Genomic DNA, 13,193 nt, shown 5'->3' with positions numbered 1-13,193 from the left:
TTTCGAGGAGGGAAATATATGAATAAAGATCGTATTATATCACAGTTTTTAGATTATATAAGAATAGAAAGCCCAAGTTATAAGGAAGGTAATTTTGCTAAGGTATTAAAAGAAGACTTAGAGAAAATAGGTTTTGAAGTAATTGTTGATGATTCTGGTGTTAAGGCAAATTCTGATACTGGTAATCTCATTGGATATTTAAAAGGAAATAAAAATGTAGAGCCTATAATGTTTTGTGCCCATATGGATACTGTAACTCCATGTGAAAATATTGAACCTATTATTGAAGATGGAATTATTAAATCTAAGGGGAATACTATTCTTTCTGCTGATGATAAGGCTGGAATAGTTGCCATATTAGAAGGCATTAGACATATTAAAGAAAATAATATAGCTCACGGTGATATAGAAGTGGTATTCACTATTTGTGAGGAAGTTGGTCTATACGGATCCAAATACCTAGATTACTCTAGACTTAAATCCAAGATGGCTTTTGTTTTAGATGCTAGTGGAGAAATAGGTGGAGTAAATGTCCAAGGCCCAGCTCAAACTCAAATCCACGCTAAAATCCATGGAAAAGCTGCCCATGCAGGACTTAGCCCTGAAAAAGGAATTAGTGCTATACAAGTTGCTGCTAGGGCAATAGATAACATGAATCTCCTTAGAATTGATGAGGAAACAACTGCCAATGTTGGTACAATTAAAGGCGGTCTAGCAACTAATATTGTAGCTGATTATGTAGAGGTAGAATTTGAATCCCGTAGCTTAGTTGAGGAAAAATTAAATAATCAAGTAAAGCATATGGTATATACTTTATCTAAAGCAGCTAAGGATTTTGATGCTAAGGTAGATATAGTTGTAGAAAATTCTTATCCTACTTTTAAATTAGCTAATGATGAAGCTATATTAAAGATAATTGAAAAGGCTATGAACAAAGTTGATATCCCTTATATGCCAAAGCCTACTGGTGGTGGATCTGATACAAATATCTTTAATGGTAAGGGCTTAAAGGCTGCTACCCTCGGTATTGGTATGTTCAACGCCCATAGTGTAGATGAATATATAGCTACAAAAGATATAATTAAAACTGCAGAACTAGTCTCTGCAATAATTGAAAGTATATAGGAAAATATGCAACAAAGAAGCTTCGAATTTCTTCGAAGCTTCTTATATCTTAATCAACTCTTGAATGAGCTATTCTACTGGCTGATGCAGCTGCGATTGCAGCTACTAAGTCATCTAAGAAGGTATGCACCTTTCCGCCTTTCATTTCATCTAACTCTTTTAATATTCCTATCTTTTCCTTATCTAAATATCCATAATTAGTCAATCCTATTGATCCATATACATTGACTATGGATAATGGAATTATCTCATCAATACCAAATAATCCTTCATCTGATTCTACTATACTTTGAAGGGGCTCTGGTAATCCTTTTTTCTCAGCTATTTCGTCTAATGCAATCCCTGTTAATATAGCATGAATTGTTTCTCTTTTTGCAAGAACCGATTTTATATTATCTAAGCAAACCTCCATAGTAAGGTCCGGATAATACTTTCCTTGCAGCATCATTACTAGTTTTCCAATATCCTCCAACACTACCCCTCTTTTTTTCAACATATCTATTGTCATCACATGCAGTTCTTCCATATTATATTTATATTTTCCCATTTTAATCCCTTCTTTCATCTAATCTATAACTTATACATTAAATCTATACTCAATTATATCTCCGTCATCCACAATATATTCCTTACCTTCTAAAGTCACTAGACCCTTTTCTTTAGCTTTTACCATGGAACCATATTCCTTCAAATGAACAAACTTACACACTTCTGCCCTAATAAATCCTTTTTCTATATCTGAGTGTATTTTTCCAGCAGCTACCTTGGCTATGGTATCTTTCTTTATTGTCCAAGCTCTTACCTCATCTTTTCCTGCAGTAAGGAATGATATTAGACCTAGATATTCATAGGCAGTTTTTGCTAATACATCAATACCCGATTCTGTAATTCCTAATTCTTCTATGAACATTTCTCTATCTTCCGGATCTAACTCAGTTATCTCTAGCTCAGTTTTGATGCAAAGTTCAATCAAAGGTGTATTTACACTTTGTGCAAGTTCATTTAGTGGCTTTTTTCCAGAATAGTCCTTGTTCATCAATTGATTTTCATCTATATTAGCTACCAATATAATTGGTTTTTCAGATAAAAATTGGAATGTCTTTAGAGTTTCCTTTTCCTCATGGCTAAGATCTATATTGTGTATTAAAAGACCACTTTCCAATCCTTCTCTACATTTCTTCAATACTTCTAGTTCTTCTTGGTTTTCCTTTGTGGATTTTTTAGATGTTTCTATACGATCTATTCGATTTTCAATAACTGCCAAGTCTGCAAATAGTAATTCTAGATTTATTGTTTCTATATCTCTCTTAGGATCTATATCTCCATCAACATGGATTACATTGTCATTTTCAAATACTCTAAGTACATGAACTAGAACATCTGCCTTTCTAATATTATCCAAAAATTGATTACCCACACCTTTCCCAGTGGAGGAGCCTTTTACAAGGCCAGGTACATCAATTACCTCTATTGTTGCATAGGTTGTTTTCTTTGATTGATATAAATCTGATAAAAAATCTATTCTCTCATCAGGAATCTTTGCAATACCTAGATTAGCATCTATTTTTCCTTGAGAAAATCCCGTTATTTCTATACTCGAGCCTGTTAAAAGATTAAATAAGCTAGTTTTACCTACAGATGGTAGACCAATTAATCCAATGTTCATATTAATACAGGATATTATCCTGCTTTTCAACTCCTTTTCCTAGAAATATATTCTTTAAGACTATAATATTCAAAAAACTAAATCTTGTATAGCATTAGCATAATTATTTACTCTTAGCTGATGCTAATCCAAATAAGCTTCCAACAATCCCTAATATTCCACTGATACCCATTATTAATATTATCATCATATATATTAAATCCTCTGCTGGTGGTAAAGGAATAAATGGAATTCCCCCTCCCATTTGCCTAAATCCATAATAAATAATAAATGATATTAATGCTGATGCTAAAATTCCTCCCCCTATGGTCAAAAATAAGCCTTCAAGTAAAAATGGAAATCCAATAAATCCATCTGGTGCTCCTAAGAGCTTCAATGTGTTGATTTGCTCCCTATTATTATATATTCCCTGTCTAATAATATGAGAAACTACTACTAAAGTAGAAATTCCTACGGCTGTCATAAATAAAACTCCCAAGACCTTAAGGATTAATACTATATTTTGCAACTTATCAATTACTTCCTTGTTATCTCTCACATATTCCATATTATCTACAGTGTCTAATTTCTCCAATATATTATCTATTTCATTTAAGTCAATTTTCATCTCTACAAATGCTGTAAATGGATTATCATCAAATAGCTTCAATATACTGGCTTCTTTTCCTAAGATTCCAACCATTCTGTTATATGATTCGTCTTCCTTTACTAGATTAACCTGTCTTACACCGGGTATCTGTCCTATATCCTCTATTAGTTTTCCAATCTCTAAATCGCCAATATTCTCATCATAATATACATTAAGCTCTGCCTCTCTCTGCAAAACTTCTACAACTTGGTTGCTTATCCACAAACCAGAGAAAATCATGGAGAGTATGAAAAATATAAGCCCAATACTGAAAACAGAAAAGATATTTGATAATAAATCTACCCGAAATATAGTCTTAGCCTCTTTCAAAAAATATCCTATATTATAAAAAAAGTTTCGCATTTAAGCCTCACCTCGGCTTTCTACAGAAATACTTCCCTTATCTACTTGAATAAATTTCCCCTCTTTTATATCTGAAATCAAATGTGTAGCATGGGTAGTTATTATTACAGTAGTATCTTTGTCCTTAAAAGAAGTGAGTAGTTCCAATATGTTAATTGCATTATCCAAATCTAGATTCCCTGTAGGCTCATCGGCTAATATTATAGCAGGCTTTCTTGCTACTGCTCTAGCTATGGCAACTCTCTGAGTCTCTCCAAAGGAAAGATGTTCAACTAATGAATGTATTTTATGCTCCAGACCTACTCTACATAATGCATTGATTGAGGCTTCTTTTATTTGCTTATTTGATAAACCTATAAACCTCATGCCTATCATAGTATTTTCTAGGGAAGTTCTGCCCTTTATTAGTTTAAATTCTTGAAAAACAGGACCTATTATTCTTCTTAATTTCCTAATCTTAGATGACCGCTCTTTTGTAATTGGTAAATTTAATATATTTAATTCTCCCATCGTAGGATACTCTATCCCCATAAAAAGCTTTAACAAACTTGTTTTACCTGATCCACTGGGTCCAGTAATATAAACAATATCACCTGCATCTATCTTTAGATTTACATCTTTTAACCCAACAGTGCCATCACCATATATTAAAGACATATTCTTTGCCTCAATCATTTATCTCTCCCCCAGTCTTAGAATATCTTTATAGATACTAACAATTCAAGATATCCTTTTTTTATTTCCACAGATTTAATAATATTTCCACCTATTAAAGGTTCAAGATTTAAAATAAAATATCCTTCTTTAAACAATTCTTCTATAGTCCCTTTTTCTAAAGGCATATCATAAAAGCTCCCTCTTTCAGCCTCAAATTGCAAGGTTTGTCCATCCACTATATTAAATTGTCCTGCTAAAGACAGCTTTTTATCTGGTGCATTAAGTTCAATCTCTCCATCTTTAAATCTAATCTCCATATATGGTAAAGATTTATATGAGGCAATTATGTCGTTAAATGTCTTTTCATCTATTGTTCCTTTAACACCTCTTAATGTAATTGTTTCTTTAACTGCATCCATAGGTAAATTTCCGTCTTGAATAATCCTAGAAAATTCCTTTGTAAAATCAGCTAATATTTGCTTAATTTCTTCCATCAACATAGCTACATATTCTAATCGTTGCATATATAGGTCCTTATCACCAGCAAGGGATTCAAGATAAGCTTCCTTTTCTGCTACCAGCTTTTGCTTCTGCTCCAAAGATTCCTCTAGAGCCTTCTGTCTTTCTTCTAGTAATTCAAGCTTTTGATCTAAATTTAACTTTTCACCTAAGAGTCTCTCCTTAGCTTCCTCTGTATCCTCTAATAGATTCCCAGTATTTCTAGTCAAATCTCTGATTAAATTTATACGACGAATAAGACTATTTAAATTATCGGAATCTAATATTATCTCTAAAAAAGAAGCGGGACCCATTCTTTGATAGGACTTTAATATGGATTCTAAAGCATTTAGGTTTTCATCATATTTAGTCTCTTCTTTTAGAATATTCTCTTCTAAACCATCTATTTCTTTAGTCATTATATGTATTTCTTCATTAATCCTTATGCTTTCTCTTTCCATTTCTTCGATCTCTTGTACTTGAAGAAATAGAAATTCTAAAATTTCTCTTTCTTCATGGGAAATACTATCTAGTTTTTGTTGAATCTCTGAAGTAGAATCATCCTTTTCTGCTAACATATTAGAGGATGTAAATATTAAAGAAATAGCTATTAAGAAAGATAAAAATAACAAGATTTTTTTGTTATGACTCTTCCACATAAGACACCTCAATTTTAAAATTTTGATTTTGCTCTATATTCTGTAGGAGTTTTTCCTTTACCACATTTAAAAGCAAATATCTCTACTATTATTATACCTATTCTTTATGGCCATTGAAAGACAATTAATATACTTATTGATTTATCCTTAAAATATATTCTTATAGTTTAGTTTTAAGTCAATATTCTGTAAATTTTTGGATAGTTTTTAAAACATTATAGGAGTCCTAATTGCTATAATATAAATAATATATAGTATTCTGAGTTTATTTAAAAGGAGGGTTTACTGTGAATGACAATGATATTGGTAACAAAGGAAAATCATCACTTGGTATGGATGAAAATGTTGCTGGCTTATTATCATATCTATTAGGATTCATCACTGGTATAATATTTTTTGCTCTTGAAAAAGAAAGCAAGTTTGTCAAATTTCATGCCATGCAATCTATACTTTTATCAGCATTTATCTTTGTAGTAAGTTTTGTACTTGGATTGGTTCCAATTATAGGCTGGATGATTTTATTGATTCTACCTTTAGTTGTTTTTCTTCTATGGGTATTGCTGATGGTAAAGGCATATAAATATGAGCATTTCAAGCTTCCAGTACTTGGTGACTTAGCAGAGAAATATTCAAATCAAATAAGTTTATAGTCTTTGTTTATTGTTTCTTATAGAAGGAGGGGTTAAAATTGAAAAATAAAGTAATTGTTATTTTAATTGTAATATTGGCAGTACTTTCAACTGGCTGCAAAAAGAAATTAGAAGATAAAATAGCAGAAAAAATTATTGAAGGTGCAAGTGGAGGACAAGTAGATATAGGCAAAGATATAACCACAATAAAATCTGGGACTAGTACGACTCAAGTAGGTGAAAACATAAAATGGCCAAAGGATAGAATGGCCAATTTACCCGAATTAAAAGCTAATATCAATATGTTGGTGGAAGACGAAGAAAATATTTTAGTTATGATATACTTTGATAGTTTAAAGAAGGACGATGCTGAAAAGTTTATTGAAACTGTGAAGAAACTCAATTATGAGGAAATAGTTTCAACTTCCAGTGGAGAAGGATTCATGTACTCAGGTAAAGATGAAGATGGCTCAGAAGTCGTATTTTCCTATACCTTCGATGGTGCAGGTAGCCTTTCTTACTCAGATAAACCATATATGTTCGGAGATAATCCTGATGGTGAGGATTCCGCAGGACAATTCACTGGAGATTATATTGGTGACCCTGCATCAGATGAAGATATTGATATGACAGATGATGTACCATGGCCAGAGGACTTCTTCAAGGGTATTCCAGAGCTAGAAGGAAAAATAATAGAAGTAAGCAGTGGAAGTCCAGAGGATAAATTTGTTTATGTCGAATATGTAGCTAAAGAAGATGCCTTTGATTATTTGGAAAAACTAAAGGAAGCTGGATTTGCTGATACACCATCTGAGTCCACATCTGGAAGTTATGTAAGTTATGAAGCTAGCAATGAAAAAGGAGATTATATTGTATTTACTTGGTCTGATAACGAATCTGCAACTATAAGTCTTGTTAAGGCCGAATGATAAATGTATAAAACAGGTGATTAAACTATTATATCTATATATAAAAAGTTCATTATAGATAAAAAAGCTAAATGTCTTGAACATTTAGCTTTTTATCTATAATTATATTAAATTGAACAAGGACTATATCCACAGTCTTGGCATTCTGCACATCCACTGGAATGCATTAAATGACCTCCACACATTGGACATGTATCTGGATCTTCAACTAATTGCTCAGCTGCTAATTCATTTAATTCATTTTTCAACTGATCTATCCTATCTAATCTACTATCTTTTTCTTTATTAGTAATTAATATACCAGACCTTGCACAGCCATCACGATAAATGGTGATTCCCTTTAACCCTCTTTCCCAAGCATATAAATATAGTTCTTCTACTTCTTCAACTGTAAATTCATTAGGAACATTAACAGTAGATGAAATACTAGCATCTATATATTGTTGCCATACAGCTTGAACTTCTATTCTATTTCTATAGTTTAAGTTAGAAGTTGTAATAAAGTAATCTGGCAAATCTTCTTCTTTTGATATATTGGTTTTATCCATATATTCCTTAACGATAGATGTAAATACTTTATAATATGTGTCAACATTATGAAGAGATTCGGACTTTCTTGTATAAGATACTTGGAATATAGGCTCCACTCCGTTACTACATCCAATTAAAGTCGATATGCTCCCTGTAGGTGGTATGGTTAACAGTTGACTATTGCGAAGTCCATACTCCTTAATTAACTCCAGTACATCCTCATCTGCATTCTCCAATAGGAAAGGAGATTTGAGAACTGCTTCTGCCTTATATCTAGGGAATGGTCCTTCTTCCTTAGCTAATAACGCTGATTGTCTTAAAGCCTCATTGACCATAGTGTTTCCTATTTTATGGATAAAGGAAATAGATTCCTCTCCTCCATATTTTATTCCTAGTTTAATAAACATATCCGCCAATCCCATGATTCCAAGTCCTATTTGTCTTAGGTCTCTAGACATTTCTCTTTGTTGTTCTAGTGGGTGTAGTTCCATATTTTCATCTAATACTTCATTTAAATAAATAACTCCATCTCTTACCATTTCACCAAATTTCTCAAATTCAAAATATGCATACTTGGTAAAAGGCTTCTTTACAAATTCTGATAAATTTATAGATGAGAGATTGCAGCTACCAAAAGCAGGAAGAGTTTCTTCAGCACATGGATTAACTCCTGCAAATTCAAAATCCTTATCCTCACTCATTAAATGCCAAGAGTCTATACGATCTTTATATAAAATCCCAGGTTCAGCCATATTCCAATTATTCTTTGCTAGTTTATTATACAGTTCTCTGGCATTTACTATTTTGCTAATTTCTTCACCTGTTGATGCTACTATAAAAGATAATTTATAATCTTCATTATTTTTAACTGCATTCATAAACTCATCATCTATATTTACAGATATATTTGCATAAGTAACCTTAGATAAATCATTCTTTACATCAATAAAATCTTCAATATCAGGATGATTGCAATCCATGTTTAGCATCAAAGCACCTCGTCTGCCTCTCATGCCAATTAATCCTGTAACCATAGAAAACAAGTCCATAAATGAAACTGCTCCTGTTGTAGTATTAGCAGCATTGTTAACCTTAGCACCTCTCGGTCTAAGCTTAGAAATAGTTAAACCTACTCCTCCACCATATGAATATGTTCTTGCTAGGTATTTTGCAGTATCAAATATTGATTCAATATTGTCCTCTACTTTCGGCATTACATAACAGTTTGATAATGTTATCTTTCTTCCGAACTTATCCAAGCCTCTACCTGCTAATATTCGTCCAGCTGGCATAAATTTCTTATCCTTTATAGCCTTTTTAATGGCATTATTTCCACCACCAACTCTAGTTAAAAAACCATCAAAAGATTCATTATTAAAGCGATATTTCTTCTCATAAATATCCCTTTGAAGATCCGACATTACCCATCCTTGTTCCCTTAGTTTAGCTCTCTCCTGCCTATATAAAATATAAAGCCTAGCCACATCAGGTCTCGACTTCATAAGTTCAATTTCGACAAAATCCTGGATCTTTTCAATATTGACTACTTCTAAATCACTAAAAGCAGTAACAGCCTTATCTGCAATTTCATTAGCTAAATTCTCATCAATACCTAATTCGGATTCAGCCATAGCTTTTTTAATAGCATTTGCAATCTTTTCAGATTCAAAAATCACTATAATCCCATTTCGTTTCTCAACATTTAACATTACAATCCCCCTATTCAAGTTACTATCAAATCAACTATATATAGTATTAGTTCTTATCTAAGTATACTACATCTATGGTTTAATTGGTAGTAGAAATTGTCGATGATATATTAAGAATTCTAAATTAATATAATAGCTGAATTAGAGGAGTTAATATACCGATAATACCTCCCAACAATCCTCCTAACCAAGTAATAGCCTTTAGTTCTCTGTCTGCAATATCTAGTATTAACTTCTCTGTAAAATTCACATCAAAACTGTTAATCTTTTCCTCAACTATTCCTGAAATATCGATGATTTCAACAATCTTCGACATTTCAGTCCTTATAAATTTGTCGAATAGAAGCCTAGAATAAGTATAAACTCTTGAAGCCGTGTGTTCATCAATGTTTCTGCAGTAAAAAGATATAGGTTTGCTCATGAAATGTTGAACTATATCATCTAAAAATAGGACTAAAGTATTGCTTGCCTCTTTAGAGTCTAAGATGAGATTTGCACTCTTAGATAAATAATCAATAATAAATCCTTTATTATTTGATTCTTCATCCTTTAGCTTATTCTGAATAATCTCTAGCAAAGATTTATGATTGTTCTCATCTTCTATGTAAGCTATTATCAAGTCTGCAATATTTGATAAGCCTTCAACACCAAAGCTATCTATTATTTCAGGGAATATATCTGAAGCTTTAGATTCCATTGCCTTATGAATTGAAGACTCCAAAATCATAATAATATCCTTGTTTGCTTCCTCACTGGCAATATACTTTTCTAGTATTTGAAATATCTTTTCTGATATGGTATCCGCACTGATAAAAGTAATTATTAGCTTACTCATATTTTTTGAAACCAAATCGGAAATTGATGCTTTCAATTTAGCCTGAACAATAGGATCATTAAAATTATCCCTTATAATATTTCCAATTCTATAGCCGTTTTCATCAATATATTTATTTATTGAATTGGTGATTTCAATTGGGATTATCTCAGATACATTTTTTTCATTTACACTTAGTTCCTTAAGTTTTAATTCCATAAAGTTAATTAGCCCAGTTCTAAGATCAGTGGACCTAGATATATCCAATAAAATCATAGCTAATTTTTTATCTAGTCTTTCATATATATGATCCGTATCTAATTCTTCAATATTAGCTCTAATAATATTAGATATCTTGGATTTAAATTTATCTTTCCTTATGTGTTGAAGTACTATATCAACTAAATTGCCTTCTATGGCTTTTACTATAGTACCATAGTCTTCATCTGAAAGATTTGTCAATATTTCTTTAATTGTTGCATCATTTTCTCTAAGGCTAGTTAATTTGCTTTCTATCCATTGCTTTGTTTGTTCCTCAGTTTTTTTGCTAGACAAAGATTCCATAATTGTATCAGGAGATAATAAATATACTCCTACTGTTTCCCCTATGCTTTTACCTATTCTCTCTCTCTCCTTAGGTATAAGTCCTGGTGTAAATGGTAGCTTCATTCCAAAAATCCGTTTCTCATAATGTGGCCTAAACAACATTTTTATTGCAAGCCAATTTGTAAAATATCCTATAACTGCTCCAACTATAATTGGTACTAAAAATTTCATCTATTCTCCTCCAAAAATATAATTTCATTTCTCAATTTAAATTTGCACTTAGTTAATATATTCTACCATAATTTCCTATAAATTAATCAAAAAAATATTGGGGTTATTTCCCCCAATATCTTTTACATAAGCTTACATATATTATTTGTGAACTCAATCGGATCTTCTATAGGTAATCCTTCTATTAATAAAGCCTGATTATATAGTAAGTTTGTATAGAGTTCTAGTTTTTCTTTGTCATTTTCAAAGGAAGATTTCAATGTATTAAATACATTGTGATGGACATTTATCTCAAGTACTTTATCAGCCTGTATACCATTATTGTCAGGCATTTGGCTTAAGATTTTTTCCATCTCTATGGAAAGATCTCCTTCACTAGATAAACAAACTGGATGCTCTTTTAGCCTCTTTGATGGTTTAATATCCTTTACCTTGCCACCCAATAATTCCTTCATGTGAGAAAACAAATCTTTATTCTCTTCTAATTCAGATTCTATTTCCTTATTCTCATCTGTCTCAATGCCTAAATCACCAGATGATACGGATTTGAATTCTTTTTCTTTATAATTCATCAACATTTTGATTGCAAATTCATCTACATCATCTGTAAGATATAATATTTCATAGCCCTTATCATTTACAAGCTCAGTTTGTGGCAATCTATTTATTCTTTCAACTGATTCTCCAGATGCATAGTAGATGTATTTTTGCTCCTCTGGCATTCTAGCTACATATTCTTCCAATGTAACCATTTTCTTTTCTTTTGAAGAATAGAAAAGAAGTAAATCCTGTAAAGTTTCCTTATTCATACCATAGCTACTATATATGCCAAATTTAAGTCCTCGACCAAAACTTTCAAAGAATTCTTCATACTTTTCTCTTTCATTCTTTAGTAATAGCATTAACTCATCTTTAATCTTATCTTCAATCTTTTTTGCTATAACTTTCAATTGTCTATCGTGCTGTAATATTTCTCTAGAAATATTCAAAGATAAATCCTCTGAATCTACTACTCCTTTTACAAAACTAAAATAGTCTGGAAGTAGATCTGGGCATTTACTCATTATCATTACACCATTTGAATATAGTTCTAGTCCCTTTTCATATTCCTTAGTATAAAAATCATAAGGAGTTTTACTAGGTATAAATAGTATTGAATTATATCTAACAACACCATCTACAGATAAATGTATTGATTTAATTGGCTTGTCAAAACCATAATGCTTCTCTGCGTAGAAGTTTTCGTAATCTTCTTCTGTTAATTCATTCTTGTTCTTTCTCCAAATAGGAACCATACTATTTACAACTTGTTCCTCTTTATACTCTTCATACTCATCTTCAGACCCTTCTTTTTTTCTGCTCTTTGTCACATTCATTTTAATTGGGTATCTAATAAAGTCTGAATATCTCTTAATAATCTCTTTTAATCTATATTCCTCTAGGAACTCGTCGTAATTTTCATCTTCACTATTTTCCTTAATCTTAAGTATTATCTCTGTTCCAATAGTATCTTTTTCACAAGGCTCTATAGTATAACCCTCTGCCCCATCAGATTCCCATTTATATCCTTGATCCGATCCAAAAGTTTTACTTATTACCCTTACATTTTCTGCCACCATAAATGCGGAATAAAAACCAACACCAAATTGACCTATTATATCAAAGCCATCTTTTATTTCATTTTCTTTCTTAAATGCAAAGCTACCACTATTTGCAATTACTCCAAGATTCTCCTCTAACTCTTCCTTTGACATTCCTATTCCCGTATCAGATATAGTCAATGTCCTATTATCCTCATCACTTGCTATATTGATATAATAATCATCCTTATTAAACGATATGCTTTCATCAGTTAAGGCTTTGTAGTAGATTTTGTCTATTGCATCAGATGCATTGGAAATTAACTCTCTTAAGAATATTTCCTTATGTGTGTAAATTGAATTGACCATTAGATCAAGCAAGCGTTTTGATTCTGCCCTAAATTCCCTTTTCTCCATAGTTATCTACTCCTTCTTTTTTACTATTATAAATTTATTAGCACTCTAAGTTTGAGAGTGCTAATAATAATTTTATATCATACTTTATTTTTTATGTCAATATCTAGTATTAAACGGTCCTAAAATTAATCTAGATGCAATAGGAATGGACCCATTACATCTAGATTAAATGTCTATCTATCTTCAATTATTGTGCATCTTGCCTTTACAC

The 13,193-nt window shown here is 31.6% G+C and carries 11 protein-coding genes; 3 read left to right on the top strand and 8 right to left on the bottom strand.

Annotation, left to right across the window (positions count from 1 at the left end):
• Window positions 1-18 precede the first annotated feature (18 nt).
• Window positions 19-1,125: a M20/M25/M40 family metallo-hydrolase gene (locus tag RIN63_RS03195; protein ID WP_310443214.1), complete on the top strand. Its 1,107-nt coding sequence runs from the start codon at window positions 19-21 to the stop codon at window positions 1,123-1,125.
• Between the two features lie 49 nt (window positions 1,126-1,174).
• On the opposite strand, the gene RIN63_RS03190 is transcribed toward RIN63_RS03195, so the two are convergent.
• From RIN63_RS03190 to RIN63_RS03170, 5 genes are all read right to left on the bottom strand, one after another.
• Window positions 1,175-1,672 (bottom strand): phosphatidylglycerophosphatase A, encoded by a 498-nt coding sequence (locus RIN63_RS03190; protein WP_310443213.1) that lies wholly within the window; start codon window positions 1,670-1,672, stop codon window positions 1,175-1,177.
• A 30-nt stretch (window positions 1,673-1,702) separates the two neighbouring features.
• A complete protein-coding gene (gene ychF, locus RIN63_RS03185; protein ID WP_310443212.1) occupies window positions 1,703-2,791 on the bottom strand; it encodes a redox-regulated ATPase YchF in 1,089 nt (362 codons plus the stop codon).
• Window positions 2,792-2,894: 103 nt separating this feature from the next.
• On the bottom strand, window positions 2,895-3,782 hold the full coding sequence (locus RIN63_RS03180; protein ID WP_310443211.1) for a permease-like cell division protein FtsX: 888 nt from the start codon (window positions 3,780-3,782) through the stop codon (window positions 2,895-2,897).
• Complete coding sequence (locus RIN63_RS03175; protein WP_310443210.1) at window positions 3,783-4,457, bottom strand: ATP-binding cassette domain-containing protein; 675 nt, start codon at window positions 4,455-4,457, stop codon at window positions 3,783-3,785.
• Between the two features lie 17 nt (window positions 4,458-4,474).
• Window positions 4,475-5,515, bottom strand: coding sequence for a hypothetical protein (locus RIN63_RS03170; RefSeq protein ID WP_310443209.1), 1,041 nt, complete (start codon window positions 5,513-5,515; stop codon window positions 4,475-4,477).
• Between the two features lie 368 nt (window positions 5,516-5,883).
• On the opposite strand from RIN63_RS03170, the gene RIN63_RS03165 reads away from it, so the two are divergent.
• Window positions 5,884-6,246, top strand: a complete 363-nt coding sequence (locus tag RIN63_RS03165) for a DUF4870 domain-containing protein (RefSeq protein WP_310443208.1) — start codon at window positions 5,884-5,886, stop codon at window positions 6,244-6,246.
• 38 nt (window positions 6,247-6,284) lie between these two features.
• Window positions 6,285-7,154 (top strand): hypothetical protein, encoded by an 870-nt coding sequence (locus RIN63_RS03160; protein ID WP_310443207.1) that lies wholly within the window; start codon window positions 6,285-6,287, stop codon window positions 7,152-7,154.
• Between the two features lie 107 nt (window positions 7,155-7,261).
• On the opposite strand, the gene RIN63_RS03155 is transcribed toward RIN63_RS03160, so the two are convergent.
• The 3 genes from RIN63_RS03155 to htpG all read right to left on the bottom strand — a co-directional run bounded on the left by RIN63_RS03155 (window position 7,262) and on the right by htpG (window position 12,982).
• Window positions 7,262-9,394: an adenosylcobalamin-dependent ribonucleoside-diphosphate reductase gene (locus tag RIN63_RS03155; protein WP_310443206.1), complete on the bottom strand. Its 2,133-nt coding sequence runs from the start codon at window positions 9,392-9,394 to the stop codon at window positions 7,262-7,264.
• 124 nt (window positions 9,395-9,518) lie between these two features.
• The gene (locus tag RIN63_RS03150; RefSeq protein ID WP_310443205.1) at window positions 9,519-10,985 is read right to left on the bottom strand and encodes a DUF445 family protein; all 1,467 of its coding nucleotides are present in this window, start codon (window positions 10,983-10,985) and stop codon (window positions 9,519-9,521) included.
• 122 nt (window positions 10,986-11,107) lie between these two features.
• Entirely contained in the window at window positions 11,108-12,982 is a 1,875-nt protein-coding gene (htpG, locus tag RIN63_RS03145) for a molecular chaperone HtpG (RefSeq protein WP_310443204.1), read from the bottom strand.
• Window positions 12,983-13,193: the final 211 nt, after the last annotated feature.

The sequence above is a fragment of the Tissierella sp. genome (genome assembly GCF_031460495.1).
GTDB lineage: Bacteria > Bacillota > Clostridia > Tissierellales > Tissierellaceae > JAVKTS01.
Note: the sequence above shows the minus strand (reverse complement) of the source record. Positions and strands in the feature narration are given on the sequence as shown.

What these genes read in the sequence shown, in the direction of transcription:
- RIN63_RS03155 (WP_310443206.1), bottom strand. Translation starts at nt 9,394, where the DNA reads ATGTTAAATGTTGAGAAACGAAATGGGATTATAGTGATTTTTGAATCT.
- RIN63_RS03195 (WP_310443214.1), top strand. Translation starts at nt 19, where the DNA reads ATGAATAAAGATCGTATTATATCACAGTTTTTAGATTATATAAGAATA.
- RIN63_RS03175 (WP_310443210.1), bottom strand. Translation starts at nt 4,457, where the DNA reads ATGATTGAGGCAAAGAATATGTCTTTAATATATGGTGATGGCACTGTT.
- RIN63_RS03180 (WP_310443211.1), bottom strand. Translation starts at nt 3,782, where the DNA reads ATGCGAAACTTTTTTTATAATATAGGATATTTTTTGAAAGAGGCTAAG.
- ychF (WP_310443212.1), bottom strand. Translation starts at nt 2,791, where the DNA reads ATGAACATTGGATTAATTGGTCTACCATCTGTAGGTAAAACTAGCTTA.
- RIN63_RS03150 (WP_310443205.1), bottom strand. Translation starts at nt 10,985, where the DNA reads ATGAAATTTTTAGTACCAATTATAGTTGGAGCAGTTATAGGATATTTT.
- RIN63_RS03170 (WP_310443209.1), bottom strand. Translation starts at nt 5,515, where the DNA reads ATGTTAGCAGAAAAGGATGATTCTACTTCAGAGATTCAACAAAAACTA.
- htpG (WP_310443204.1), bottom strand. Translation starts at nt 12,982, where the DNA reads ATGGAGAAAAGGGAATTTAGGGCAGAATCAAAACGCTTGCTTGATCTA.
- RIN63_RS03190 (WP_310443213.1), bottom strand. Translation starts at nt 1,672, where the DNA reads ATGGGAAAATATAAATATAATATGGAAGAACTGCATGTGATGACAATA.